The sequence below is a fragment of the Enterococcus sp. AMC1251 genome (genome assembly GCF_058216535.1).
In genome coordinates this window covers 561371-587829 of sequence record NZ_CM177098.1, presented here as the reverse complement: position 1 = coordinate 587829, position 26459 = coordinate 561371, and the positions used below count along the sequence as shown (strand labels likewise).

Annotated in this window: 27 protein-coding genes; 4 read left to right on the top strand and 23 right to left on the bottom strand. The window is 34.4% G+C overall.

Going from position 1 to position 26459, the window contains the following annotated elements; all coding sequences use genetic code 11:
* Nucleotides 1–195: 195 nt before the first annotated feature.
* The 18 genes from AC4BBR_RS02695 to AC4BBR_RS02610 form a co-directional block, all read right to left on the bottom strand.
* The gene (locus tag AC4BBR_RS02695; protein WP_490461048.1) at nucleotides 196–468 is read right to left on the bottom strand and encodes a hypothetical protein; all 273 of its coding nucleotides are present in this window, start codon (nucleotides 466–468) and stop codon (nucleotides 196–198) included.
* A gap of 483 nt (nucleotides 469–951) precedes the next feature.
* The gene (locus tag AC4BBR_RS02690; protein ID WP_490461047.1) at nucleotides 952–1311 is read right to left on the bottom strand and encodes a hypothetical protein; all 360 of its coding nucleotides are present in this window, start codon (nucleotides 1309–1311) and stop codon (nucleotides 952–954) included.
* A 20-nt stretch (nucleotides 1312–1331) separates the two neighbouring features.
* Entirely contained in the window at nucleotides 1332–2270 is a 939-nt protein-coding gene (locus AC4BBR_RS02685) for a hypothetical protein (protein WP_490461046.1), read from the bottom strand.
* Nucleotides 2271–2344: 74 nt separating this feature from the next.
* Complete coding sequence (locus AC4BBR_RS02680; RefSeq protein WP_490461045.1) at nucleotides 2345–2875, bottom strand: hypothetical protein; 531 nt, start codon at nucleotides 2873–2875, stop codon at nucleotides 2345–2347.
* A complete protein-coding gene (locus AC4BBR_RS02675) occupies nucleotides 2862–3110 on the bottom strand; it encodes a hypothetical protein (protein WP_490461044.1) in 249 nt (82 codons plus the stop codon). Before AC4BBR_RS02675 ends, AC4BBR_RS02680 begins: the two co-directional genes overlap by 14 nt.
* 16 nt (nucleotides 3111–3126) lie before the next feature.
* Complete coding sequence (locus AC4BBR_RS02670) at nucleotides 3127–3330, bottom strand: hypothetical protein (RefSeq protein ID WP_490461043.1); 204 nt, start codon at nucleotides 3328–3330, stop codon at nucleotides 3127–3129.
* A gap of 62 nt (nucleotides 3331–3392) precedes the next feature.
* Nucleotides 3393–3926, bottom strand: coding sequence for a hypothetical protein (locus AC4BBR_RS02665; protein ID WP_490461042.1), 534 nt, complete (start codon nucleotides 3924–3926; stop codon nucleotides 3393–3395).
* 12 nt (nucleotides 3927–3938) lie between these two features.
* Nucleotides 3939–4973 carry a hypothetical protein gene (locus tag AC4BBR_RS02660; protein WP_490461041.1) on the bottom strand — a complete coding sequence of 345 codons (1035 nt, stop codon included), beginning with the start codon at nucleotides 4971–4973 and terminating at the stop codon, nucleotides 3939–3941.
* A 74-nt stretch (nucleotides 4974–5047) separates the two neighbouring features.
* A complete protein-coding gene (locus AC4BBR_RS02655; protein ID WP_490461040.1) occupies nucleotides 5048–5575 on the bottom strand; it encodes a hypothetical protein in 528 nt (175 codons plus the stop codon).
* A 19-nt stretch (nucleotides 5576–5594) separates the two neighbouring features.
* The gene (locus AC4BBR_RS02650) at nucleotides 5595–6623 is read right to left on the bottom strand and encodes a hypothetical protein (protein ID WP_490461039.1); all 1029 of its coding nucleotides are present in this window, start codon (nucleotides 6621–6623) and stop codon (nucleotides 5595–5597) included.
* 74 nt (nucleotides 6624–6697) lie between these two features.
* Entirely contained in the window at nucleotides 6698–7228 is a 531-nt protein-coding gene (locus AC4BBR_RS02645) for a hypothetical protein (RefSeq protein WP_490461038.1), read from the bottom strand.
* Nucleotides 7229–7242: 14 nt separating this feature from the next.
* Entirely contained in the window at nucleotides 7243–8598 is a 1356-nt protein-coding gene (locus AC4BBR_RS02640; RefSeq protein ID WP_490461037.1) for an LXG domain-containing protein, read from the bottom strand.
* Nucleotides 8588–8959: a DUF3958 family protein gene (locus AC4BBR_RS02635; protein ID WP_490461036.1), complete on the bottom strand. Its 372-nt coding sequence runs from the start codon at nucleotides 8957–8959 to the stop codon at nucleotides 8588–8590. The genes AC4BBR_RS02640 and AC4BBR_RS02635 overlap by 11 nt, the downstream gene beginning before the upstream one ends.
* A complete protein-coding gene (locus AC4BBR_RS02630) occupies nucleotides 8956–9267 on the bottom strand; it encodes a TIGR04197 family type VII secretion effector (protein ID WP_490461035.1) in 312 nt (103 codons plus the stop codon). The genes AC4BBR_RS02635 and AC4BBR_RS02630 overlap by 4 nt, the downstream gene beginning before the upstream one ends.
* 241 nt (nucleotides 9268–9508) lie before the next feature.
* Nucleotides 9509–10042, bottom strand: coding sequence for a dihydrofolate reductase family protein (locus AC4BBR_RS02625; protein WP_490461034.1), 534 nt, complete (start codon nucleotides 10040–10042; stop codon nucleotides 9509–9511).
* A 475-nt stretch (nucleotides 10043–10517) separates the two neighbouring features.
* Entirely contained in the window at nucleotides 10518–12290 is a 1773-nt protein-coding gene (locus tag AC4BBR_RS02620) for an oleate hydratase (RefSeq protein ID WP_490461033.1), read from the bottom strand.
* A 372-nt stretch (nucleotides 12291–12662) separates the two neighbouring features.
* Nucleotides 12663–13217, bottom strand: coding sequence for a hypothetical protein (locus AC4BBR_RS02615; protein WP_490461032.1), 555 nt, complete (start codon nucleotides 13215–13217; stop codon nucleotides 12663–12665).
* Nucleotides 13218–13222: 5 nt separating this feature from the next.
* Nucleotides 13223–13792: a TetR/AcrR family transcriptional regulator gene (locus AC4BBR_RS02610; protein ID WP_490461031.1), complete on the bottom strand. Its 570-nt coding sequence runs from the start codon at nucleotides 13790–13792 to the stop codon at nucleotides 13223–13225.
* Between the two features lie 212 nt (nucleotides 13793–14004).
* Between AC4BBR_RS02610 and AC4BBR_RS02605 the strand changes: the two genes are divergently transcribed.
* From AC4BBR_RS02605 to AC4BBR_RS02590, 4 genes are all read left to right on the top strand, one after another.
* Nucleotides 14005–14781 carry a MurR/RpiR family transcriptional regulator gene (locus tag AC4BBR_RS02605; RefSeq protein ID WP_490461030.1) on the top strand — a complete coding sequence of 259 codons (777 nt, stop codon included), beginning with the start codon at nucleotides 14005–14007 and terminating at the stop codon, nucleotides 14779–14781.
* Nucleotides 14782–14928: 147 nt separating this feature from the next.
* Nucleotides 14929–15348 carry a hypothetical protein gene (locus AC4BBR_RS02600; protein WP_490461029.1) on the top strand — a complete coding sequence of 140 codons (420 nt, stop codon included), beginning with the start codon at nucleotides 14929–14931 and terminating at the stop codon, nucleotides 15346–15348.
* 241 nt (nucleotides 15349–15589) lie between these two features.
* Entirely contained in the window at nucleotides 15590–16921 is a 1332-nt protein-coding gene (locus AC4BBR_RS02595; RefSeq protein ID WP_490461028.1) for a PTS sugar transporter subunit IIC, read from the top strand.
* A gap of 131 nt (nucleotides 16922–17052) precedes the next feature.
* Nucleotides 17053–18483, top strand: coding sequence for a 6-phospho-beta-glucosidase (locus AC4BBR_RS02590; RefSeq protein WP_490461027.1), 1431 nt, complete (start codon nucleotides 17053–17055; stop codon nucleotides 18481–18483).
* 348 nt (nucleotides 18484–18831) lie between these two features.
* Here the strand turns inward: AC4BBR_RS02590 and AC4BBR_RS02585 are convergent, their stop codons facing one another.
* From AC4BBR_RS02585 to AC4BBR_RS02565, 5 genes are all read right to left on the bottom strand, one after another.
* On the bottom strand, nucleotides 18832–19311 hold the full coding sequence (locus tag AC4BBR_RS02585) for a threonine/serine exporter family protein (RefSeq protein ID WP_490461026.1): 480 nt from the start codon (nucleotides 19309–19311) through the stop codon (nucleotides 18832–18834).
* Between the two features lie 17 nt (nucleotides 19312–19328).
* On the bottom strand, nucleotides 19329–20081 hold the full coding sequence (locus AC4BBR_RS02580; protein WP_490461025.1) for a threonine/serine exporter family protein: 753 nt from the start codon (nucleotides 20079–20081) through the stop codon (nucleotides 19329–19331).
* A 317-nt stretch (nucleotides 20082–20398) separates the two neighbouring features.
* Nucleotides 20399–22498, bottom strand: coding sequence for a SpaH/EbpB family LPXTG-anchored major pilin (locus AC4BBR_RS02575; RefSeq protein WP_490461024.1), 2100 nt, complete (start codon nucleotides 22496–22498; stop codon nucleotides 20399–20401).
* Nucleotides 22495–25374 (bottom strand): Cna B-type domain-containing protein, encoded by a 2880-nt coding sequence (locus tag AC4BBR_RS02570; protein ID WP_490461023.1) that lies wholly within the window; start codon nucleotides 25372–25374, stop codon nucleotides 22495–22497. Before AC4BBR_RS02570 ends, AC4BBR_RS02575 begins: the two co-directional genes overlap by 4 nt.
* A gap of 459 nt (nucleotides 25375–25833) precedes the next feature.
* Nucleotides 25834–26361 carry a DNA-3-methyladenine glycosylase I gene (locus AC4BBR_RS02565; protein ID WP_490461022.1) on the bottom strand — a complete coding sequence of 176 codons (528 nt, stop codon included), beginning with the start codon at nucleotides 26359–26361 and terminating at the stop codon, nucleotides 25834–25836.
* Nucleotides 26362–26459: the final 98 nt, after the last annotated feature.

Sequence of the window (26459 nt, the reverse complement as noted above, 5' to 3'; positions counted from 1 at the left end):
AATTTATAAACAGTAAAATTTTTGATTGTAAGAGTCTCCTTCCCTTGCTATTTTTCTCCATTATACTAGGTATATACTTTTTTGTATATACTATAAATCCAGCCCAATCATTAGTATACTTTTATCAATTTCTCTAATAACACACCACTAATTATGATTTTTTCACTACTTCGAAGTTTTTAGTAACGCTTGTCCTTAAGCGATTTCGGCTTTTAATTGTTCTGCGATCACATCCACCGATGATTGAAATTCTTCGGAAAATTTACTGTGCGCTTCAACTAAGGCCTCACATGCTAGTATAAACCCACTGGCTAATGTTGGGTAGACGGCTGAGAAATAAATTTTCGCTGAATCGTATGTTTTACTAGATAGTGGCGCATTCATAAAGCCGTTGACACTATCTTTGAGCGTGCCCTTCGTTTTATTCATAAAAATAGAAGAACGAGAATACGTTCTTCTAAAAATCATTTAAATAATTAACTTATTTTAGTTCTATTTATTAATATCATTTTACGTTATTTTATAACTGATATTTTTCTGCAAGCACCTCTATTTGTTCACTTTTTTCTAAACTATTTTTCAAATCTGGATCATCGGCAGAAAATAATTTTAATAAAATATGATCCAATTTTATGATTTTCTCAAGTGAATATCTTCAATCATATCACGGAAAGCCAAATCAACGTATGTCACGACCGGGCCAAACAAAGTAACATCATCAGATTTTGTGTTGTAAGTTACTGAAAAATTTTCTTCAACATATTGACTAAATTTGAAATACCATATCATTGAAGGAGCATCTTCAGGTGAAAAAGGTTGAATTTCAACATTATTATCTTTATAGAACTGCTTGATCCCTTCAGGTAATTCAATTCTACTAGTACATTTTTCTTTATAATCATTCCAATTTTTTTCTATACAATATTTTTTTTAATGTTTTTGCTATTCATTTTAGTTCTTTATTCCTTTTTCTTGAAGAAATTGACTTTTTATTTCTAAATATTCATCGACCGCTTCTTCGATTTTCTTTTGACAAACTGATTCCCATTTTTTAATTAATTCTTCTCGAATATTTTCATAATTTTCTGTTTCTGGTTCAATATCCATATCCCCACCAAAGCCTGCAAAATCTTCTAGAGTGTGTACAATCCCATTTGTCCCTGCATAAGCAAGTTCATAGTCTGCATAAGTAAATTTGACTTCTTTATACATTAACTCATCTAGATTTGACGAATGTTCTAATACCTCTTCAATTTTTACCTTTTTATCATCAAAATATACTTCTAACAACACATGTTTCATTCTCAACATTTTCAAGCTCCATTCTATAATTAATAATCATGTTTTTTTAATATATCCTTTACTTTGATTTTCCCTAATCCATCTTTTTCGTATATTAGTCTACCTCCACCACGACGTTTACCAAAACCTTTAATATCAGCAGCTCTTTCTCCACTTCTATCATGTCCTAATGCATGATCATTTAGCCCAGTTTTATCTCCTTTTCCTAACTTGTCCAACACTTTATCCAAAGCTTTTTTCTGCTCTGGTGATAATTTTTTTATCTTTTTTTCTACATTTTTAGGTATTTCAATTTCTTTCGTCCCTTGTAAAGAAGGTGCATTCTTTATCTGATCGATAATCCCTTTTCCAACGACAATAGCAGTAGCTACTCCTGCAGTTACTTTCCCAGCGTTAAGTAGATTTTCTAGAACTGGTCCACCTGGAATCGCTAACGGCGCAACATTACGGACAATTTTTGGTTGTGTTACCCTGTATTGATCTTGCTTCAAATAATTTTTGCAATTATTCAGTGTTTCATACAATTCAGGTTCGTCTCCTGGGTAGACCCACTTCCCATTTTTCTTAATATACCAAGCTTTCCTTCTACCATTATCAATACAAACTATTTCATAGCCGTCTAATTTCCCAATTTCCTTTTGCATCTCTGCATTTTTAACCGCATCCATCTTCTTCTGCCGTTTATCCCATGCCCTACCAATCGGTTTCGTCCAAGATAAATTCATTCTAGACAAATCAAACGTCCCAGAAGTTGGATTCCAAGCCGCACCTTTTTCTACTTCCGCCAATCCTGCATCCAAATTAGCTAATTGTGCTTCAAATTCTGAAAATAACGCGGGTGAACTGGCATTGAATTCATACAACTTTTGGCGTTTTTCTTCATTCTTTTGAATTGAGCTTTGTACACCCATGTAGCGTTGTTCCATGCGTTGGTTGGGTTCTTTTTCTTTATCCATTGTGCGTGCCATATTTCTCCACAAAAGATACTAATAATCAAAGTAACACAAAAATAGAAGAACGAGAATACGTTCTTCTAAAAAAATTATTCGAATAAATATCTTCCATAAGTAACGTCTTCCGATTCAACGTTTTCAAGTGGTACATTTTCTAAATGTATATTTAATTCGTCTGGTTCAACTAAAAATAAATTATTTTCAGCCAATGTTTGTTTTAATTCTATATACTTTTTCTCAAGTACAGAATCATAAAAAACATCTAAATCACTAATTTCCAAACGCTCTCCATTTGCTTGATACTTTGCGCGATCAATATAATAAAATGGGCTAATTGCCGATATTTTTAGACTAATAAATTCTATATATCCACGTTCAACAATTACTTTAGTTGACTCTTGTGTAAAAAAACCTTTTTCCAAATCTATATCTTCAATAAACATATAAGAAAAACATCTTGAGTAGTTAAAATCAGTCATATTTTCAAATCTAATGTTTTTCATATTTTTTAGAAGAATGTCATCCCAGGTATTCGCTCTAACAAATGCTCTAAGTGCGTACCCGTAGTCTCCTTCTTCTAAAGTTTCATTAACAAATTCTATTGCTTCATTTTGATTCATACTCATCCTCCTCAATATAGTACATTTTGGGATGTCCAAAAATACTGCCATCTTTGTTCATATAGATTCTAACCTTAGTTGTTTCCCCATCATCTCCTATTACTTTTCCAGTATCAAATTCTTTAACATTAGCCATATTTGGTATAAATCTACCTTTGATCCATCCTTCTTGAACTTCCCTAATACCATTATTGCCATAACCCCATACTGATTTTCTTAATTTTCTTACATCCATTTACTTCATCTCCAATTTATCTAGGTATATCCGGATACCCATGTATATTTCCTTTTTTATCCATCTTACTCGCCTGTAAAAAAGGTGTATTCTTTATCTGATCGATAATCCCTTTTCCAATGACAATAGCAGTAGCTACTCCTGCAGTTACCTTCCCAGCGTTAAGTAGATTTTCTAGAACTGATACAACTGGAATCGCTAATAGAGCAACATTGCTCACAGTTTTCGGTTAGGTTATCTTATATCGCTCACTTTTCAAGAGAATTCATTCCAATAAATGATTTATTCAAATAAGTAGCTAAAATAGGTAATATCCTCAGGTTCATAATCTTCTAAAAGAACATTTGATAATTCTATTTTTAATTTCTCTGGATTTATTAGCCACATTTTTTCTTTCTCTAATGTTTTCATAAGTTCATTATATTTATTCTCTAAACTATTACTTTTGAAAGAATCAATAGTTACTATCTTCAATTTGTCTCCGTCTTTTTGGTATTTTGATCGACCAATACAATAAAACGGACTGATTGCTGAAATTTTTAACCAAATAAATTCTATATACCCTCTATCAAGAACATTTTTTGTAGACTCTTCTCTGAAAAAAGAATGCTCTAAATTGATATCTTCCATAAAATAATAACTGAAACATCTAGTATAATTAAAATTGGTCAAGTTTTCAAAAACAATTTGGTTCATATTCTTTAACAGTTTTTTATCCCAACTATCTGTGTATACGTATCTTCTTAATGGATAGCCGTAATCACCAATGTTTCGACTATTATTAACAAAGTTTATTGCATTCTTACTATTTTCCATATTTTTCTCCTCCTATTGTTTTCTCGGAATGTTTGGATATCCATGAAGATTTCCTTTTTTATCTTTATGAATTTTGATCGTGGTTGTTTTCCCATCACTACCAATAATTCTCCCTGTATCATGCTCTTTCACAGTTCCTTCTCTTCCAATTACATCTTTACCTTTCAACCAACCTTCCTGTGTCTCTTTCACACCATTTGTTCCGTCAATCCAAGTTGATTTTTCTTCTCCATTTGCTTTTGCTTGCTCATTATTTTTATGCCCTTCTTGATGTTTGCCTTGTTTACCTGCATCTACTGATCCTATACTGTCCATTCCCCCAGTAACTAGACCTTGTTGAGGTAACAAATCTGTATCTTTAACTTCCTTAACTCTTTTACTCGCCTGTAAAGAAGGTGCATTCTTTATCTGATCGATAATCCCTTTTCCAACGACAATAGCAGTAGCTACTCCTGCAGTTACTTTCCCAGCGTTAAGTAGATTTTCTAGAACTGGTCCACCTGGAATCGCTAACGGCGCAACATTACGGACAATTTTTGGTTGTGTTACCCTGTATTGATCTTGCTTCAAATAATTTTTGCAATTATTCAGTGTTTCATACAATTCAGGTTCGTCTCCTGGGTAGACCCACTTCCCATTTTTCTTAATATACCAAGCTTTCGTTCTACCATTATCAATACAAACTATTTCATAGCCGTCTAATTTCCCAATTTCCTTTTGCATCCCTGCATTTTTAACCGCATCCATCTTCTTCTGCCGTTTATCCCATGCCCTACCAATCGGTTTCGTCCAAGATAAATTCATCCTAGACAAATCAAACGTCCCAGAAGTTGGATTCCAAGCCGCACCTTTTTCTACTTCCGCCAATCCTGCATCTAAATTAGCTAATTGCGCTTCAAATTCTGAAAATAACGCGGGTGAACTGGCATTGAATTCATACAACTTTTGGCGTTTTTCTTCATTCTTTTGAATTGAGCTTTGTACACCCATGTAGCGTTGTTCCATGCGTTGGTTGGGTTCTTTTTCTTTATCCATTATGCGTGCCATATTTCTCCACAAAAGATACTAATAATCAAAGTAACACAAAAATAGAAGAACAAGAATACGTTCTTCTAAAAAAATTATTCGAATAAATATCTTCCATAAGTAACGTCTTCCGATTCAACGTTTTCAAGTGGTACATTTAACAATGGAATTTTTAAATCATCTGGATCAACAATGTATAACTTATCATCTAATTTTTTTATCAACTCTTTATATTTATTTTCTAGCAATTCATTTTTAAATTGACCAACAAATTTAATTTTGAGCTTTTCACCATTTGCCTCATATACACCTCTATCAATATAATAAAAAGGGCCAATAGCTGAAATTTTTAAACTGATAAATTCTATATATCCTCTTTCAATAACTTGTTTTCTAGCTTTGGGATTAAAAAATGGATATTCTAGATCAATATCTTCCATAAACATATAAGCAAAACATCTGGAATAATTGAAATCTGTCATATGCATAAATGTAATGCCAGTCATATTTTCTAAGAGTAAATAATCCCACGTGTCTATTCTTAAATATTCTCTAAGTGTGTAGCCGTAGTCTCCCTCGCTTAAAGTTCTTTTCACAAAATCTAGTGCACGTTTACTTTCCATAAAAACTCCACCTTTCAGACTATTTTTTTATCGGATATCCATGAATATTACCGTTTTTATCAATATGGACTCTAATCCAAGTCTCACCATCACTACCTACAACTTTTCCAGTATCGTATTCTTTAATTGTTCCAAATTCGCCATTTCTATCTGGAACATCCTCTCCTTCTTGCCAACCTTCTTGTGTATCTGAAACACCATTCGTACCTTCCGTCCATGTGTTCTTATTCTCTCCCTTTGCTTTGGATTGATTGTTATTTTTATGCCCAATAACATGTTTTCCTTGTTTACCTGCTGCCACGGGATTTCCAGTTCTATTTTTTCCAGTCACTTGTCCTTGATGTGGAAGTTCACCAGTATCTTCTATCGTACGAACTCTTGCATTCGCCTGCAAATTGGGTTTGTTAGCTATTTGTTCTAAGAAACCTTTTCCAATAGTAATGTTCCCCAAACCCTGAATAATCTTATCCACTTTCCCTATCCCTTGAGCCGCTGCACCAATTGGTATCACTAAAGGCGCCTCAAATTTAACTACTTTGGGCTTCTCAATAGTATACTGACCTTTTTTCAAGTAATCTTTACACTTATCTAAGATATCATACTCTCTAAAATATTTGTCCATGGGAAGAAACTTTCCATTTTTATAAAGATACCATAGTTTCTTACCATCCGTCTCTATACATTTGATTTGGTAGCCGTCTAATTTCCCAATTTCCTTTTGCATCTCTGCATTTTTAACCGCATCCATCTTCTTCTGCCGTTTATCCCATGCCCTACCAATCGGTTTCGTCCAAGATAAATTCATCCTAGACAAATCAAACGTCCCAGAAGTTGGATTCCAAGCTACACCTTTTTCTACTTCCGCTAATCCTGCATCCAAATTAGCTAATTGCGCTTCAAATTCTGAAAATAACGCGGGTGAACTGGCATTGAATTCATACAACTTTTGGCGTTTTTCTTCATTCTTTTGAATTGAGCTTTGTACACCCATGTAGCGTTGTTCCATGCGTTGGTTGGGTTCTTTTTCTTTATCCATTATGCGTGCCATATTTCTCCACAAAAGATACTAATAATCAAAGTAACACAAAAATAGAAGAACGAGAATACGTTCTTCTAAAAAAATTATTCGAATAAGTAGCTAAAATAAGTAATATCTTCAGACTCATAATCTTCAAGAGGTACATCGTTTAATGGTATTCTTAATTCTTTGGAGCTAACTTGAATGAACCTTTCTCCTTCTATTCTAGCTTCTAATTCTGTCATTTTAGACTCCAGTATTGGATTTTCAAATTTATCGATATTTCTAATTTTTAATTGATTGCCTTCTGCCACATATTTTGCCTTTTCAATTATATAAAATGAGCTAATTGCTGAAATACTGACATTAATAAACTCTATACCACCTTTTGCTATCACTTGCTCCTTTGCTTCAGACGAAAAAAAATCATGTTTTAAATCTATATCCTCCATAAAATAATAAGAAAAACATCTCGAATAATTAAAATCTGTCATTTGCACAAATTTTATTCCTGTCATATTATCTAAGAATAAATGATTCCAAGTATCTATATTGATATATTTTCTTAGAGTATAACCATAATCACCTGTGCTCAAGGTTCTTTTTACAAACTCTATTGCTAATTCACTGTCCATATTATTTTCCTCCATCATTTTTTTACAGGATAACCATGGACATTTCCATGCTTATCAATGTGAACTCTAATCTTAGTTTCTCCATTACTACCTACAGTTTTTCCAGTTTCATATTCTTTAACCTCACCATTTCTATTTTTGACTTCATTTCCCTCTAGCCACCCTTTTTGTGTTTCCGAAACGCCATTAGTTCCTTCCTTCCATGTGGATTTTTCTTCTCCTTGTTCACGTGATTGTGTATTATTTTTATGACCTATAACATGTTTTCCCTGTTTACCAGATGAAACCGGATTTCCACCTGCAACACCACCATTTACCTGACCCTGATTAGGTAATTCATCAGTATCACCTATAGTTTTTATTTTACTATTCGCCTGTAAAGAAGGTGCATTCTTTATCTGATCGATAATCCCTTTTCCAACGACAATAGCAGCAGCTACTCCTGCAGTTACCTTCCCAGCGTTAAGCAGATTTTCTAGAACTGGTCCACCTGGAATCGCTAACGGCGCAACATTACGGACAATTTTTGGTTGTGTTACCCTGTATTGATCTTGCTTCAAATAATTTTTGCAATTATTCAGTGTTTCATACAATTCAGGTTCGTCTCCTGGGTAGACCCACTTCCCATTTTTCTTAATATACCAAGCTTTCGTTCTACCATTATCAATACAAACTATTTCATAGCCGTCTAATTTCCCAATTTCCTTTTGCATCTCTGCATTTTTAACCGCATCCATCTTCTTCTGCCGTTTATCCCATGCCCTACCAATCGGTTTCGTCCAAGATAAATTCATTCTAGACAAATCAAACGTCCCAGAAGTTGGATTCCAAGCCGCACCTTTTTCTACTTCCGCCAATCCTGCATCCAAATTAGCTAATTGTGCTTCAAATTCTGAAAATAACGCGGGTGAACTAGCATTGAATTCATACAACTTTTGGAGTTTTTCTTCATTCTTTTGAATTGAGCTTTGTACACCCATGTACCGTTGTTCCATGCGTTGGTTGGGTTCTTTTTCTTTATCCATTGTGCGTGACATGTTTTGTAATAAGGCTTGTCCTTGAGCGATTTCGGCTTTTAATTGTTCTTCGATCACATCACAGGTGTCCACCGATGATTGAAACTCTTCGGGAAATTTACTGTGCGCTTCAACTAAGGCCTCACATGCTAGTATAAACCCACTGGCTAATGTTGGGTAGACGGCTGAGAAATAAACTTTCGCTGAATCGTATGTTTTACTAGATAGTGGCGCATTCATAAAGCCGTTGACACTATCTTTGAGCGTGCCGCAAAACTGGATATACTCATTCGCCATTTGTTTAGCAGCGGCGCTTTGGGCTTTTACTTCCCCTACGTAAAAATCAATAGCCATAGCGCGTGTCCTCCGCTTCTTCCACAAATAATTGCCTGCGCGCCACGTATAGTTCTTCTTCTTTATTTTTTAATGTCACTTCTTCATTGACTAAACGTTCCGCTATGTCTTCTAATCGTTGGCGTTCATATTGGTGTAATCGATTGGCTTCTTCATCTAATTCCATAAAATGACCGATATATTGCGACCCTTGATTGTTCCCAATCAAATCTTGGTAATAGCGTTGTTCTTGTTGGTGGATCGAAAAATAATCTGCTTCCAACTCTTCTAATTCACGAATTTCACGGCGTTTGTCGTCTTGATCATGGTTTACTTGTTGCAGCTGTTGATTGATTTTTAATTCTTTTTCCTCTACACTCATCGGCGGCTCCCTCCAAGAGATGGAGAAAATAGTGGTAAATCAAAGTTTTTTTTGATTTTCTGGTCGATGAGGCTAAATTCTTTTGCCACTGAATGGATATTATTTCCATCTCGAGTGATCGCATTAGAGACACGTTGGCCTCGACTGTGAAGGCTGGTTAAGCTATTTTTTGCATTGTTATTGCCACTCACCGTAGTACGTTCTGCTTTGTTTACGGCTTGATTCACAGAGGAAAATCCACTAGCTGCCCGACTGAACTGCGCTGAAACGCCTCCTGCCACGGTTAAACTGCTTTTGATTCCTGACATTTTTTTACCCCTTTGCTTTATTTTTACATTTCCATTACTCCCTATTCCTATTTTGACACATTTATGTAGCTTATAGTTATCAAGTTTTTCTTTGGAATGTAAAAAAATTGCGAATTTTGGGGTAAACTTAGGTAAGTTTCAAAAAAAAAAACGTGACTAGGACATACTTTGCGAGTTACAGCCCAGTCACTTAGAATTCGATTAAGCGGTAAAAGGCGTTCTTATACCGCTATTAGTTCTTTTATCTATTAGAATACGTTGTATATACCATATTATTTTTCATATACATATGTTCTACCTTTAAATTCACTGGTCCTTTGAATTCATTAAACAAACGAATTCCTTTACCTAACATTATTGGTATAGTCGTAAGAATGTACGTATCAATCAACTGTGCTTCGACTAATGGAGCGATAATACTGGCTCCACCAACAATCCAGATCGCCTTTCCAGATTGCTCTTTTAATTCTTGAATTAATTCCAAAGGATCTTGACTTGTAAAAAGTAAATTTTCAGTATTTTCTTCTGGAAGAGTCGTGATAATATACGATAGTTGCTCTTCATAAGGGTATTGGTTTGGCGCTAATTCATTTACTACTTGGTCATAAGTTGTTCGTCCCATCACTACTGTATCGATTTTTCTCATTAATTCTTGATAGCTAGTATCTTCTTCGACTAATTCAATGCCACCTCCTAAAAAATCAATACTACCGTCTGATTCCGCGATATATCCGTCAACACTTGTTGCTATGTATAAGATAACTTCTCTACCCATAAAAAAACCTCCCATTTATTTCGCCAACTTGTTTGTTCATTATAAAAAAGTATAGCTAAAATAGCAATAATCTGCTCATTTAGCCATACTTTTATGTTGTAAATTATTATTTATTGAACGATGTACAGTTGCTCAATATGTTCTAAATTAGAAATATTTCCGGCTCAGTAAAGTTCATAAATACTACTATCTATAGAGAATTTGATTATTCGGGTTTTATAACATTTTTTGAAAGAGAATGGAACTACGAGTCACATCCCAGCCTCAAGGAATCTAAATAAACGTTGGAAGCAGAAGCAACGCCTTCGAAAATAAACTTTTCTGTCTCAACTTCGATTAAAATCATAATTTTCAAGTTATTATCGAGAAAACAAGAATGAATTTATTACAGTTTTGGGGAAGATACGTGCAATCATGTATCAACGGTAATAGGTATCTATTCTTTTTTCTCACTCATCTGTTAATAAATGATTTTTTATATTAATTTTGCATCTTTTAATAATTCTTCAATGTAGCTTCCTTTAACTTTCTTCAATGCTTCTTTTTCAATAATTCGCTCAACAAAAGACAGATCCATTTCAGATAGTTCTTTTTGATCATTTAAATAATATAGCGTTTCTAACACTGTACGTGCATCAAAAGATGAAGCAAAAACCTCTGGAACACCACGATCAATATTTAACAATGTATAGACCGCTTCCATCGCTGTTCGAACGGAATATTCAGTGGTAAAAACAGTATCGCGATCAGTTTCCGCAAAATTACCAATAAAGGCTAAATTTTGTGAGCCTTTTGGTACAACTAATGGACGATCTCCCACGGCTCTTGGCATAAAGTATGAGGTGATATATGGCATATGACTTGGTATCGTATTCGCAGAATTTGTAGCAATATCGTGAATCTCAGATGTTGGAACGCCAATATGATAAAGCCATTCTTCGCATAATTCGATTCCTGAACATTCAGTAATTTTCTTCTTCACAAAGTCGCCTTTTGTATCTGAAAACAAACCATATACCCAAACAATTGTTTCATTTGGTTTTTGCGCTTTATACACTGGTTGACGACTAATAGAATAGCCGTAAAACCAACTTGAATCTTTGATCGTAACAGGTCCACTTGTTACGATTGATCCACTATGAGGATTTTTCTTACTTATATTTTCAATATACGGTAATACACGATCATCTTTTAACGTGATCGTTCCTGAAATCACCCAGTTTGCTGTTGGAATATTTTCACAGAATTTTTCTGGTCTACCAAATTCTGGATCTTGTTCAGCTAAAGCTTTCCACAACATCCAAGAAGCTCCTAATTCATGTTTAGGATTAGCTGGGGTGAGATTGCTTCCATACGTAGTACTTTCTGTAATAGAACCATTCGTTACAAAAACTAGATCATTTTCAGTCAAGTAGAAGTTTTGTTCTACGCCGTCAACAACTAACTCTAGTATGGTAGCTATCTTTTTGTCTCCATCTTTTTTTACAATCACATTTGAGACAACTGTATTGTATTGAAATTGAACATTATGTTCTTGTAGATAGTGAATCAACGGTTTTACCAACGATTCATATTGATTATACTTAGTAAATCTTAACGATGACATGTCCGCTAACGCTCCTACATGGTGGACAAATCTTAAAAGATAACGGCGCATTTCCATAGCTGACGCCCAAGGTTCAAACGCAAACATAGAAGCCCAATAAAGCCAAAAGTTTGATTCAAAAAATTGCGGACTAAACACTTCATTAATTTTTTTGTCATTTAGTTCTTCTTCTGTCATTAAAACTAGTGCTAAAATTTCTTTGATATCTTTTTTCGACAAGGTAAGTTGTCCATCTGTAGCCATCCTAGTCCCTTGATTTTCAATTACTCGAGCATGAGAAAAACTTGGATCTTCTTTAGCTATCCAGAAAAATTCATCTAAAACAGTAGCATTTTCAGTATCTAAAGATGGAATTGAACGAAATAAATCCCACAATGATTCGAAATGTTCTTCCATCTCTCGACCGCCGCGCATAACAAAACCATTTTCTGCTTGTACTGCAGCATCAAGACTTCCTCCTGGCAAGGATAATTCTTCTAAGATATGAATATTTTCGCCTTTCACTTGACCATCTCTAATTAAAAATACCGCTGCAGATAGTGAAGCTAATCCTGAACCAACTAAATATGCTGAAATTTCATCTGATCTTTCTGGTTTTTTGGGCTTAGCGAAAGCTTCATAGTTCCCACTACTTCTGTACATTGTATTACCTCCCTTTCTTTGATACCTTCATTTTATCAAAATAGAAAAGCCGAAATATGTATTTTCTGTCGCATGATACGACAACTGAAATTTGGTATACAACAAAAACAATCTAAAATTTATATAAAAAAACTTAAACTATCTATAAAAAAATTGAGAATCTTGAATTGCTCTTTTCGACAAGAACGAACTTAAAATACACAAAAAGATAGGTAACTGGAACTCGATTTAATGAGTTATCCCAATCACCTATTTTTTTAGATTAAAAATCAAAAATAGAACTATCGTTGTAAACGATTTCTGATATTAATTCCTGCTTTTTCCACTCAGTAGTGGCATTAAATAGCACTTACTTTCATGAATAACGCTTTATTACTTATGTGCATCTGGATAGTGATTTACAGCAAAACTTAACGTTAATTTAATAACAAAAAATAATAATATCACCAATATGAATACAGGTACAGTACTAGTAAAAAGAAAAAGTGTTAAAATCCCTATTGACATAAAAAGAGCCCCTAATAGTTTTTGAGAAGTATTTTTTTCAAAATAATCAACGATAAATGCCGCCACAATTGTGTACAACCAAATTAAAAAACAAGGTAAGTAATAATCATTTAAGACAATAGCTATAAGTATTGGTTGTATGTGAATGGCTAAAAAAATATACCTCTGTTTTTTACTACTATAATAGCTATTGGTAGAGGCAGTGAAATTAGATATTACTCCCCCACTCATATCTATCATAAGAATAACTATAACCGCAATCTGAAATACATTAATTGCTTGGAAATCCTTCCGCGCATAGAAAAATAGAATAGCTGTGGCAGCTAAAGTAAAGAGTAACGTCAGTAATATATCTAATTTTTTCGATTTTTTACCGAATAGTTTTTGAAAAGGTTTGGAAATGTTCATTGCTTGATTCATATTATCTACCTTTCTATAGTGGAAATTATATTTTTGACCTGCAGTTTCCAGACTTCATCAATCTTGTGCGGTTCTTCAAAGGCTTTATGTAAAAATAAGCCATCAAGAGTCGCAGTTATCAAAATAGACATAGTATCAATCGCTTCCTCTGGCAAGTATCCTTTCAAATGTGACGAAATTTTTGTTTTATAGATACCTAAATATTTTCTTACAATCGTTTGATATCCGGGATTGAACATACTTTCGCAATAGTACGACATCATCGCATGATTCCAGTCTACCTGAGTACTGACAGGAGATGCTAAGTTTAGTAAAAATTCTTCCAACGTATTGTGCTTATTTTCATCTACTAAATCAATTAGATTTTGCATCAACTGTTCTAATACAATTATTTTGATAGATTCTAAACTATCATAATGATAGAATATGCTACTTTTACTAATCCCAGTTAATTCAGAAATTTTAGAAGCGGATATGTTTTCAATCCCGACTAAGTCTATCAGACTAACGGTTGCTTCTAATATTTTTTTTTGCGTTTTGCTTCCCTTTTTTAAAAAATGTTCACTATTCGTCATTTTTTCCCTCCTAAATAAAGTTTAACAAAAACTGACCAATCGGTCAATCTTTTTTCAACTTTAACCGATTCTGTATGTTCTCTATACAAAAAAATCAAGTGTGACTTACTAATTACAAGCGAAATAACTACTTTTCCTGTACAATATAAATAAGTACTTTTCATTTTAAAAGAAAGAAGAGTATAGCAATTTTCTGTGCAGGAGGAATATTTTTGTTTGATTTAGAAAAAGTCCAATCGTTAAATGAGCTGGAAATGCTTGTTTATCAGTATATCTTAGAGCATATGGATAACATTCCAAAGTTAACGATTCGTCAACTTTCCGTAAATTGTCATGTGTCCACTTCCACGATTCTACGTTTTTGTTCGAAAATGGGCTTCGACGGTTTTTCAGAATTAAAATATTCTCTAAAGAAAGAAGAACACAATCAGCAGCATTCTTTTGAACAATACTATGCTGCAACGATTCATGTTGATTCTTTTTTAAAACGCCTTAATCAGCAATCCTATTATGAAACATTGAAACCCGCAATCGCAATGATCGCGTCTGCTCGCCATATCGTTTTTTCGGGAATCGGTACAAGTGGGATTTTAGGCACTTATGGTAGTCGCTATTTTGCTAATATGGGCATTAATGCATATAGTATCGGTGATCCATTTACTCCTATTCCTCAAAGAGGTTTTGAAAATACGTTAGCGATCATTCTTTCAGTATCCGGCGAAACATCTGAATTAATTAAACAAATGACTGACTTCAAAAGATCTGGCGCCAAAATTTTAAGTATTACCAATGATGAACATTCAACAATCGCCCGTTTAGCTGATTACAATATCTCCTATTACATGCCGGATGAACGAGCAATTTACACAGATCCTTATATTAATATCACCACACAAATCCCTGTTATCGCCTTGATCGAGCTAATTGCCCATCAAGTTGGTAAAGAATTTTCTGAAAAAACGGATCCTAAACAAGACATATCTCACTAAATTATTTAACGTTGATCCTACTGAAATTTTGGCAAAACAGTCAAGAGTTGCTATAGTTTCTGAAATAATATTCCCACTCTCTGGAGCCAAACATAGTTAAAGAATTAAAGTACATCTGACCTATTATAATAAGGAGTGTGACGATCTATGTCTTTTAACATCGAATATTTGGACTACGAAGAAATCACTGGAAAACAGTATAAATTTGCTATTCCTAAAACACCTGCAGATTTTGTTGAAGTGAATAACCAAAAATTAGAGATTTTACCTACTAATAAAAATAGTATCCGAGTGATCATTATCAATGATCCTGATGAAAGTAACGGTACGTATAAATATTTTGTTGAAGATAGTGAAGGAAATCGAACGTTTCCATTACAAGCTGGCGATTATGCTGTATTCACAGGATCTTGGGAAACATTGGCAGATGTCGATAACTTTATCGGCGCATGTTATGATGCGCTTTACCAGTCGTCTGAATATGGGCTCGGCGGAACAAACAATATTCAACTACTTGATTTTGAAAATAGAAAAATCACCTTAAAACTACCAGTTGCTAGTCAATAGACACACGCCCTAGAAGTAAATTGCTTTTCGATTTATTTCTAGGGCGTATATTGGATTAATTTGTTTTTTTACTTGGTACATGTTTTTGAACAAGAGTAAACTATTTTAAAACGCTCTCAATTCATTTACAGTATATATGTAAACGCATCCAACTTTTGAGTAATCAGAAGGCTGTTCTATTGAGTTATTAGTACAAACACCTAATTTCCGTTATGTTAGTTAACCAAAGGAGAGGTTTAGAATGAATGAATGGATCAATGAAAAAGTTCTACCACCTGTTTTAAAATTCGTTAATACGAAAGCGATTACAGCATTAAGAAATGGTATGTTATATACCATGCCATTTACGATTGTTGGTTCGATTTTCTTGTTATTAGCTAATTTACCAATCGAATCCGTTGCCAAATGGATTACTGATAGTGGCTTGGTTGTTTACTTTAATCAAGCTTATGGTGCTTCTTTTGCGCTCATGTCTGTCTTTGCAGTTATCGGAATCGCTTATTCTTATGTTAAAACAGAAGGATTTGAAGGTCTACCTGCTGGAATGATTTCACTTGTTGTCTTTATTTTATTTATGTCTTCTGAAATCACTGATGTAGAAAGTGGTGTGACAATTGGTAATGTCATCAATAAAGATTGGACTGCTGGCAAAGGCATGATTACAGCCATTATTGTTGGATTGATCGTCGGTTGGGTTTATAGTTGGTTCTTACGTCATGATATTCGTATCAAATTACCTGAAGCTGTTCCTGAAAATGTAGCCAACTCCTTTACTGCCTTAATTCCAGCTGCGGCTTTGATTACTGGAGCAATGTTTGTTTATATTTTCTTTGATAAAATTTTTAACACGACGTTCTTTGATTTCATCTACGACGTGTTACAATCTCCACTTCAAGGAGTGACAGATTCCTTAGGCGGTGCGTTAGTACTTGGGTTCTTAGTTCCTTTATTCTGGTTCTTTGGCGTTCACGGTTCAACAATTGTTGGCGGGATTATGGGACCGATTTTACAAGCGAACTCTTTGGAAAATACTGATATTATCAATTCTGGTAAAGAGCTGACCGTGGCAAACGGTGGACATATTGTTACTCAACAATTCTTAGACCAATTTTTAACAGTAACGGGTGCGGGTATGACTATTGGACTAGTGGTATTTATGGTTTTCTTTGCAAAATCAGCTCAATTTAAACAGCTCGGTCGATTATCCATTGGCCCTGCTATTTTCAATATAAATGAGCCTATTGTTTTTGCGACACCTATCGTGATGAATCCGATTATGGCAATTCCCTTTATTTTAACACCCGTTGCCTCTTCAATCATTACTTACTTTGCCTTGTATACTGGATTAGTTCCGTTATTTACGGCGGTTCAAGTACCTTGGACAACCCCTCCAATCATTTCTGGCTTATTAGTTGGTGGTTGGCAGGCAGCCTTATTACAAGTTTTTGTTTTAACGTTAAGTTTCTTTATTTATTTACCATTTGCTAGAAAAATGGATGCAATAAATTATGCGCAAGAAACAAATCAACCTATCACTGAAGAAACATTGGAAGAAATTGAAGCACGAGCTTAACTGCTTCATTCTAAATTGACCTAAAAATCTCTATACATCTGATCTGTTTAAGATCTTCCCCAAAGATGTACAGAAATTTTTAAGTATTTATAGTAAATCAAAAATAGCAGATGTTACAAGGAGTAGATGACATGCCAATTTTAAGAAAAGATTTTCTTTGGGGCGGTGCTGTTGCGGCCCATCAATTAGAAGGTGGCTGGGATCAGGGCGGTAAAGGCGTTAGTGTTGCCGATGTTATGACTGTTGGCGCTCATGGCGTGCCTAGAAGAATCACAGATGGTGTTTTGCAAGGTGAAAATTACCCGAATCATGAAGCCATCGATTTTTACCATCATTACAAGGAAGATGTAAAATTATTTGCCGATCTTGGGTTAAATTGTTTTCGGACATCCATTGCTTGGACCCGGATTTTCCCGAATGGTGATGAAGCAGAACCGAATGAAGAAGGGTTACAGTTTTATGATGCTTTATTTGATGAATGTTTAAACTATGGAATCGAACCTGTGATTACCTTATCGCATTTTGAAATGCCTTATCATTTAGTCACTGAATATGGTGGCTGGCGCAATCGTAAAATGATCGATTTCTTTGCGAGGTTTGCTCGTGTTTGTTTTGAACGTTATAAAGATAAAGTCACTTATTGGATGACCTTTAATGAAATCAATAATCAAGCAAATTACGCTGAAGACTTTGCCCCATTTACCAACTCTGGTATCAAGTACCAAGACGGAGAAGATCGTGAAAAGATCATGTATCAAGCGGCTCACTATGAGTTAGTAGCTAGTGCACAAGCTGTTAAAATTGGTCACGAAATCAATCCTGATTTTCAAATTGGTTGCATGATTGCCATGTGTCCAATTTATCCTTATTCATGTGATCCCAAAGATATGATGATGTCTGTCAGCGCGATGCAAAAACGATACTGGTTTACCGATGTTCATGTAAGAGGACACTATCCAAGCTTTATGGAAAACTATTTGGCTCGTAAAGGGTTTGATTTAGATATGACCGAACAGGATTTAAGTGATTTGACGCATGGGTGTGTAGATTATATCGGCTTTAGTTACTATATGTCATTTGCGATCAAAGATCATGGGAAAGGTCCAGCTTTTGATTATGACGAATCAAGAGATTTAGTGAAAAACCCTTATGTAGAAGCCTCTGATTGGGGTTGGCAAATCGATCCACTTGGCTTGCGTTATGCGATGAACTGGTTTAACGAACGGTATGAATTACCTCTGTTTATTGTAGAAAATGGCTTTGGCGCGATCGATGAACTTGAACCGGATGGCACGATCAATGACCAATATCGAATCGATTATTTAAAAGCCCATATTGAAATGATGAAAGAAGCAGTTGAATATGATGGCATTCCATTGATTGGGTATACACCTTGGGGCTTTATTGATTTAGTTTCTGCGGGGACTGGTGAGATGAAGAAACGGTATGGCTTTATCTATGTAGATAAGGATAATGAAGGACACGGAACGTTGACACGCTCTAAGAAAAAATCATTTGATTGGTACCAACAAGTGATTAAGAGTAATGGTGAAGAGTTGTAAAGATTTTGATATATATATAAGCCGAAACAAAAGCGTCTAGCGCTGAGAACCAAGTAAGTACTGTGCAACATCAGCTCGTACTTCGTTGTATTTTACAGCAATAGGAGAGAATTCACGAAAATTGTTCTGTAAATTTTCGTGAATTTCAGCTTATTGCTGAAGCCTTCAAATCTTAGTGCTTTCCTACGATTAGTCAAGAGAGAAATAATGAAAACTAAATTGTAGAACTATATAAATAATCGTTATCAGATGCGTTTAATTGATTGTTTTTTCGCATTCCATTTGACAAATGATTTAAAATTACTAAATCAAATAAAAGATAGCGTACAAATTACACCACCCATTCTATTATTTGTTAGAAAAAAAGCCCTCATGTTGCTTTTTCTGCTGACGATAGCCCCAAAAAAAGAATGCAGGTAGTTCATAGCCAATACTTATTCCTAGTGAAATAGCAATTGCAACCTTTACAACATAAATCATTGATTTACTCAAATCAGATGTATTTGATACAAAGAAATCATACGTGAAATTATATAAGCCAACGCCAGGTACTAAACAAAAGATACCACAGATTAAAAAAACTGTGACAGGTGCTTTTTTTATGTAGGCAGCTTCTCTTGATAGACATATTAATATCAGAGAAGAAACGAAGGTTGCCAACATATTTTGTGCTGTATACGTATCAATTAAATAGTAAATAATCCAGCCGGTTGCTCCAATCATTCCGCATGTCAAATAATATTTTTTCGGCACATCAAATAAAATTGCAAATGATAAGGTTCCTAAAAAACTAAAGAATAATTCCAATAGTAGTTTGAAGATAATCAACGTTTACTCCCCCTTGCCTAATTAAATAATTTTAATGCAATACCAACACCGATCGAAACACATAATGCAGTGATAAGAGAATTCAAAATTTGACTCCATCCAGAACTATAATTCCCATCAAAAAGATAGCGAATCCCATTAGAAATAGCTACTCCAGGCAAGAGAGAAATAATCCCACCTGAAATCAAGCTCACTAAATGCAGTTGTGGAAAAACCTTTACCATTAAGCAGGCAGTTAGACTCACAAGAAAGCTACTGGTTACATTTTTAAGGATATGAGAAAAATTTAATTTATTTAACACAAAAAGAGTGTATGCGCCAATTACAGTTCCTAAAAGTAAAGCACTCACTGAATCAATTACTGTCCCGCCTAAAATATAACAAAAACCAGCACTCCCCATAATATATGCTACAAATTTCTGCTTGGTAGTAGAAAAATGTTCCGTTTTAATTTCTGCCAATTGACGTTTTGCTTCATAAGGCGTAATAATTTTTTCTGAAAGATTTCTAGATAAGCTATTCAGCCGATCTATTCTTCCTAATGAGACAGGCGATATAGGAACATAACTCACCCGAGCATTATCAGGTTTATTTATAGTAGAACAGGTTAAAAATATTCTATCAATAGATACAAATCCATTAAACCCTTCTAATTCCAGCGATTTAGCAAGATGATCAATTGTAGATTCAATACGTGAAACTTCTGTACCATTTTCAAGCATCGTTTTTCCTATATCAAAAATCAAATCAAATTTCTCTTTTTCATCCATATCTAAAAACACCTTTCTCGTATAATAGATAAAACAAAAGCAACTGAAATACTACTATAAAAAATAAGTTTACGCTAGTTTAACAAAATTGAACAGAACGAAGCTATTTTTTTTGCTCTTCCAACTATAATTCGCCCATTCAACTTAGGAAAGTCTTTTGGATTTAAAATATAACCAAGATCATCATATTCTCCATAGTATTTTTTATCAAAGAATAAGCTAAAAGCCCCCGCTCTTTCAAATCTGACGGGGGCTTTTAGTCTATTCTAATGTTTATAAGTAAAGATCTTCTGTTAAGATCTATTATGATAACCTACTTAAACGTTTTTAGTGTCTTTCTTACGGTGTAAAACATACGCTGCGCCCATTAGTCCTAGTCCTACTATAAGGAAGACGATTGTACCAATTCCACCAGTAATTGGAATTCTTGGGATTTTAGCGTTGGGTATTTCTTGTTCTGCATCATGACATCTTGGGAAACCATTTTGCATGCTATCCATACTTGGAACAGTAAATTTGAATGGATGTTCATACGGATCTTCTTCTGTTGTACCGTTTGCTACATCTCCAGGATTCTTTTCAATTGGAGCATAGCCTTCTGGGGCACGAACCTCAATTAGTTCATAATCATTGATCACAGCCCCTAAATAATCAATCATTTCTAATGGCGTTGATCCGATTACTTTTGGATCGGCTTCTGATTCTTTGTAGAATTTCCAAGCACCCTCTCCTGATGCTTCACCAGGATGGCTCGCTATGATTCCTGCAATTTCAGCATCAATTGCGCCTTGAGTTGTTTCTAGTGTACGTTTTTCTGCAGTGACATATTCATAATGATCTACCACTTCTACTTTTGTACCATTTGTATCAGCTATTTTCATCACAGCAAAAATGTATTGTTTACGGTAATTCACTTCATTAGTATATGCTAGTCCATCTATGTTGAATTTACCATCTGCATCTGAAATAATAGTGTATTTACTTTCTCCTGGTTTACTTGCTGCAATATTGGCCGTTACAGCTGCAGCATTATCTGTCCAACCAATAAGTTTTCCATCGTTAACGATACCGTACAACAAGGTATTTGCCGGATAGGTCACAAGTTGGTTCGCTTCGTTTAAAGCTGTCACTGGGTTTACTGATCTGTTACGAACGATGAATTCTGCGTTTTTAAGTTTTATTGTATTGTTTTCTTTATCCACTTTTACAAAAGAACGCTCCCCAAAAATAGTATTCACTACTTCTGATGGTTTTGGTGCTGTTGGTTCTTTAGGTTCTGGATTTTCTGGTAATGGTGGTTGTGGTTTTGTACCATATCCCCATTTGTTGACAAAGTCTAACGTAGAATCATTCGGTATTGCTTCATTTGGTCTCGCATTTTCATTGGTTAACGCATTGAATCGTATCTGAATGTTTGATCCATCGCCAGCTTGAATTCCAGTTAATTTTTGGATCCCAGTTTGCGTAAAGACCCATTTTAAAGTACCGTTTTTGCCTTTTTCCGGCGTTGTTGCGTTAAAGTCTTGCCCAGGCTGCATCGTAATAGTCGCTTCTTTGGCATTTGCTCTATGGAATGTTACTGTTCCTAATGAATCAAAGTTTAGCGCTTGATCAAGAACATCGGTTACTTCTAGTTCTTTGTATTCATTCATGTCAAAAGCAAGAGGAGCGATTGTTAATGTATATTTCACTTCTTCCCCAATAGAATGAGTTGTTTTATCAATTGTTTTACCGATTTCTGGTTCTAATTGGTTATAGTTTTTCATAAACAAGTTGACATCATAGATATAGTTGTTTACTTCTTTTGATGGTGTATCAGCTGCTGGATTCGTTGATGGAACATTAACTAATACAGGCATCGATGCTTGTTGAACGATTGGTCTTCCGTCTGGACCTGATGTCGGTGTTTTTGTTTCGACAACCAAGTATAAGTTGTCTGCCAAATCAACGGTATTAATTGGAATATTGTCGAAGGTTACTTGCCCTTTATCGTTAGTTACTCCTTGATACGTAGGTGTTTTTCCATCAATAAATTTTTTCACCTTTAAGGTGTCTAATGGTTTTGGATCAATCGGATCATATTCTGTTCCGCCTTTTAATAATTGCTGTAATTCCTCTTCAGTTAAGCGTCCAAATACAGAAAATTCTGCTCCAGGTAATGGTACAGTTTCACCATTTCCTGTGTTCATTGTACCATTCGGTAACATTGTACCTACGGTTCCATCTCCTTCAAAACCCAAGCCGCCATTTTCGATTGGCTTGATATCAGGATTCAAATATTTATGGATTGTTAAGCTCCCGCTCTTTTCTACATTCATTACTCGTGCAAATGCCGTTACCCCACCAAATGATGCTGCAATAATTGGCAATAGCATTACTAATGTTATCAGGACTCGTTTAACCTTATTCTTTTTCATATAGAACCTCTTTTCTTTTTTGTTTTTATGTTATAGCCAATCCCTATTAAAATAGTGCCTATTAGAATATACAAGTACGTACCCATTCCACCGGTAACGGGAATGTCACGAATTCTTTTGTTAACGATATTAAAAGATAATTTCAATGCATTGCCATCCCAATCGTAATCTTTGCCAGATTCTAAAGTGATCACTTCACCTTGTGTATCATCTCTTAAAACCTTCATATCGCCATCGATTGTCATAGTGATGTTGTATTCATATGATTGCAAACCATAGCCTGCTGGCGCTCTGGTTTCTTTAATGATATAAGTTCTTCCGATGATTAATTCTTCAAAATGGAAGATCCCACCCGAAGTTCCTTTTACTACTTTTTTGTCATTCGGTTTTGATTTTTCCCATATAGAAAATTCAGCACCGTCTAAAGGTTTCCCTAAACTATCTATTTTTGAAATTTGTGCTTCGTATCGAATCAACATATTTTTCAATGAATAGCTTAATTCTAAACTTTTATTGCTATTTTTCAGCTTTTCCATATCGATCCCAACAGAAAATTGATCACCTGGATTTCCCTGGGCTTCAATACCCGGTTTGTATTTTGGATCTTGGTATCCACCAGCCGGGGCTTTTGTTTCACGGAAACGGTAGGCTTTATACGGTGTGGGATAATCTTTGATCATGTTCGCGATCAAATCTGGATCAGTGGTGTTATTGATTACAATTTTTCCTTGGGCATTGGTTTTAAAGGTTTTAGTCCCATATTGTTCCCAAGAATTGTTGGATTTTTGTCCTTGAATGACAAATTCTGCATTGGCAAGTAAGCCAGGTGCTTCTTCCCCTTCTTTTTCAAGCGTGAGGGAATGATTTAATTTACGATTCTTTTTGGTGATTGTTTCTGGTTTGGCGCTATTATCCGTTATTTCAAATGTATCTGTGTAAGGATTATCTGGCATTTCATAGTTGGTTGGTGCTTTTGTTTCTTTGAAACGGTAGGTTCCTACACCCAGACTCATAATCTCATTTTCAGATAATCGGAGCTCACCATTGGCATTCGTTGTGTATGTCTTATCGTTCGCTTGTTTCCACATACTGCCTGATTGGTGTTCTAACACAAATTCTGCACCAGATAATGCTTGGTTATTTGCTTCATCAACTTTTTTCAAAGTTACTTTTCGATCAAGACGTTTGTTTGTAATAATAACGTCATTGGGATTTTTTTTATCTGTAACGATTTCATAGCCATCAATTCTCGATATTTCTTCGACAGAATATACAACTGTTTTTCCATCTTTTTTATCATCTAAATCTGACCATGTGTATGCCCAGTTGTTTCCTTGATTCAAGCTCACAGGTGCACCAGAAGGTTTCCCATCGGCTATTAATTGAACCCAAATGTTATTTGCTCGTATGCCATCTCGATTATTATTATCTTCCCATTTTTTTGTTACAGATATTTTAGTTGTTTCTTTTGCATGCGTGTTTGTTATATCGTTGCCAATTACTTGCCCTTCGTATCCTGGAACAGGTGTTTCAGAAACAGTATAGTTAATTTCTTTTCCACCTGTATATTTGGGCAAATCCGTAAATTCATATTGCCAATTATTGGATGCGGTAACTTTTTGCGACTGTACGATTTTTCCATCAGCCAAAAGATTAACCGTTATACTATCGGGGCGTATACCGTCTTGGTTGTTACTGTCTACCCATGTTTTTTTCCCTCTTAATTCGACTAAAGCTGGAATTGCATTGATTGTAATAGAATCACTGATGTCTTTTTCAACCGTTTGTTTACTTCCTAGTGTTTGAACGCCATAATCATTTATAGGTTTAAATCTCATATAGAATGCTTCTTTTGTCTCTACTCTAGCTTGTACATTTAACACAATTGGTTTATCATCCGTATTTGACTCAATTATATTTTCTGGTATATCCACAGTTACTTTCGTATTATTTTGTGAAAATTTAATGTTGACTCCATCGGTTATATTAATATTAGGGCCCGTTCTATTTTCAAAAAAGACTTGCGCGCTATAATCATTAACTTCTAATGTATTCGAATCATTGACAATCGTTACATCTGATTCAAATTGATAATATTCACCCATTTTTATTAGTTCAATTATTTGTTGGGTAGAATTTAGTTTTAAACTTACTGCATTAATTTCTTGTGTAAGTTCCGCTAATGTTGGAACCTTATCATTGGAATGTTTTGCTGCTTCATTTTTCAATTTTTGGATGATAGGATTAGTCGTTAAGATAGCATTGTCTTCTTTATAATTATAAGAATTAGTAAATGTCCAAATAGCAATTTGAGTTGCAGCATACTTTGTTTCGAAAGTTTCATCTTCAAACTCTCCAAATATACTACCTTCACCTTCTTGATCCTTATAAAAATGATCTAATAACCAAACAACCTCTCCAGTAAGTTTCTCATCAGAATGTTCATAATCATGTTTACCTGACGGATACTTCCTATCTTCATTTAAACAAAAATAATAATTACCGACATCATCAATAACTGTATATAATCTAGATGTTAAAAGGTCTAAATTATTTAAATGTACGTTTGGATTATTTCCTCTCAAATTCGTATCTATTCGAACATTGTTAATTTTATCTGTTGCAAAATCTACTTGATTTGGTATTTCGAATAATTTAAACAAATCATTTCCTTCATTTGGAATTGGATTTTTCGATTTTGTGAGTGGGTCATAGTCATTCGGCAAGTATATACTATTGATTCCACTTATCTCATCACTCACTGTTTTTGCTTTAAGCAATTCTGTTTGTTGAATCCATAAAAAAAATATGCTCAACATTGCTACTAAACCCATAGCTATCAGCAACTTTTTCCGCTTTTTTTTGTTACTCTTCACTCATTTCAACTCTTTTCTATAATTAAATTCCTGCCCCAGTTCACTTTTTCTCACCACACATTCATAAAAATAATTGCTTGATGCTTTAAATAACCTTACATAGCATATATCAAGTTTCCATCGCTATTTTTTTGACTTTTGTCGTATTATTGGACACAAATAGTAAATAATATATTCGTTGTAGAAAAAGAATCAAATTCGAATCTTAATGAGAAAAAAAAAATGCATTTTCAAACAAATTTTAATGTCAAAAACGCTCTATACCAATCATTTAAGCAAAAGATCTTTTTATATTTTAATTATCGAAAGCCATAAAATATATCAATAATCATAAATAGATAAAATAATATATTAATGATTATAAATAGATAAAAACATAACAAAATAAGTAGATAAACGCATCGCTAAATGAATTTATCTACTTATTTTGTTATGTTTTTCATTTCTATTATTTCATTTTTATAAATGATTCAACACATCATCTTGAATCATTCCACTTGCTTTCATAAACATATACGTCACAACAGGTCCCACAAAGGTAAAACCATGCTTTTTCATATCTTTAGCCACACTTTTAGATAAAGGTGTAACATTTGGCACTTCATAAGCTTCTTCATACACATTCAATTTTGGTACTCCGCCAACAAAATCCCACATATATTCAGCGAAACTGCCGTATTCTTTTTGAACAGCTAGAATTGCTTGGGCATTTTGGATCGTGGCGTTGATCTTTCTTGGGTTGCGGATCATTTCAGGATCTTGCATAATTTTTTCCACATCATCTGGCATCATTCCTGCAACTTTTTGAATCTCCATATTATGAAAATTCCTTAAAAACACTTCTAATTTACCAGCTGCTGCTTTCCAACTTAATCCTGCTTGAAAAGTTCCTACAGTTAGCAAAATAAAAAGTAACTGATCATCATGTGTTGGTTTGCCCCATTGATTATGGTACCAGTCAAATTTTGATGGCTTTTTTTCTTTCATATATTTTCTCCTAGGAATAACTTTTTACTTTTATAGTAGCACAAATGAAATGCGCGACGAGTTCCTTATATCTCCAACTAAATAAAGAGTCTGGAATA

Coding starts and splice junctions, on each gene's coding strand:
- AC4BBR_RS02665 (WP_490461042.1), bottom strand. CDS start 3,926: ATGGAAAATAGTAAGAATGCAATAAACTTTGTTAATAATAGTCGAAAC.
- AC4BBR_RS02590 (WP_490461027.1), top strand. CDS start 17,053: ATGCCAATTTTAAGAAAAGATTTTCTTTGGGGCGGTGCTGTTGCGGCC.
- AC4BBR_RS02695 (WP_490461048.1), bottom strand. CDS start 468: ATGATTTTTAGAAGAACGTATTCTCGTTCTTCTATTTTTATGAATAAA.
- AC4BBR_RS02660 (WP_490461041.1), bottom strand. CDS start 4,973: ATGGCACGCATAATGGATAAAGAAAAAGAACCCAACCAACGCATGGAA.
- AC4BBR_RS02680 (WP_490461045.1), bottom strand. CDS start 2,875: ATGAATCAAAATGAAGCAATAGAATTTGTTAATGAAACTTTAGAAGAA.
- AC4BBR_RS02650 (WP_490461039.1), bottom strand. CDS start 6,623: ATGGCACGCATAATGGATAAAGAAAAAGAACCCAACCAACGCATGGAA.
- AC4BBR_RS02685 (WP_490461046.1), bottom strand. CDS start 2,270: ATGGCACGCACAATGGATAAAGAAAAAGAACCCAACCAACGCATGGAA.
- AC4BBR_RS02630 (WP_490461035.1), bottom strand. CDS start 9,267: ATGTCAGGAATCAAAAGCAGTTTAACCGTGGCAGGAGGCGTTTCAGCG.
- AC4BBR_RS02600 (WP_490461029.1), top strand. CDS start 14,929: ATGTCTTTTAACATCGAATATTTGGACTACGAAGAAATCACTGGAAAA.
- AC4BBR_RS02640 (WP_490461037.1), bottom strand. CDS start 8,598: ATGGCTATTGATTTTTACGTAGGGGAAGTAAAAGCCCAAAGCGCCGCT.
- AC4BBR_RS02595 (WP_490461028.1), top strand. CDS start 15,590: ATGAATGAATGGATCAATGAAAAAGTTCTACCACCTGTTTTAAAATTC.
- AC4BBR_RS02645 (WP_490461038.1), bottom strand. CDS start 7,228: ATGGACAGTGAATTAGCAATAGAGTTTGTAAAAAGAACCTTGAGCACA.
- AC4BBR_RS02625 (WP_490461034.1), bottom strand. CDS start 10,042: ATGGGTAGAGAAGTTATCTTATACATAGCAACAAGTGTTGACGGATAT.
- AC4BBR_RS02635 (WP_490461036.1), bottom strand. CDS start 8,959: ATGAGTGTAGAGGAAAAAGAATTAAAAATCAATCAACAGCTGCAACAA.
- AC4BBR_RS02580 (WP_490461025.1), bottom strand. CDS start 20,081: ATGGATGAAAAAGAGAAATTTGATTTGATTTTTGATATAGGAAAAACG.
- AC4BBR_RS02690 (WP_490461047.1), bottom strand. CDS start 1,311: ATGTTGAGAATGAAACATGTGTTGTTAGAAGTATATTTTGATGATAAA.
- AC4BBR_RS02610 (WP_490461031.1), bottom strand. CDS start 13,792: ATGACGAATAGTGAACATTTTTTAAAAAAGGGAAGCAAAACGCAAAAA.
- AC4BBR_RS02615 (WP_490461032.1), bottom strand. CDS start 13,217: ATGAATCAAGCAATGAACATTTCCAAACCTTTTCAAAAACTATTCGGT.
- AC4BBR_RS02620 (WP_490461033.1), bottom strand. CDS start 12,290: ATGTACAGAAGTAGTGGGAACTATGAAGCTTTCGCTAAGCCCAAAAAA.
- AC4BBR_RS02655 (WP_490461040.1), bottom strand. CDS start 5,575: ATGGAAAGTAAACGTGCACTAGATTTTGTGAAAAGAACTTTAAGCGAG.
- AC4BBR_RS02565 (WP_490461022.1), bottom strand. CDS start 26,361: ATGAAAGAAAAAAAGCCATCAAAATTTGACTGGTACCATAATCAATGG.
- AC4BBR_RS02675 (WP_490461044.1), bottom strand. CDS start 3,110: ATGGATGTAAGAAAATTAAGAAAATCAGTATGGGGTTATGGCAATAAT.
- AC4BBR_RS02575 (WP_490461024.1), bottom strand. CDS start 22,498: ATGAAAAAGAATAAGGTTAAACGAGTCCTGATAACATTAGTAATGCTA.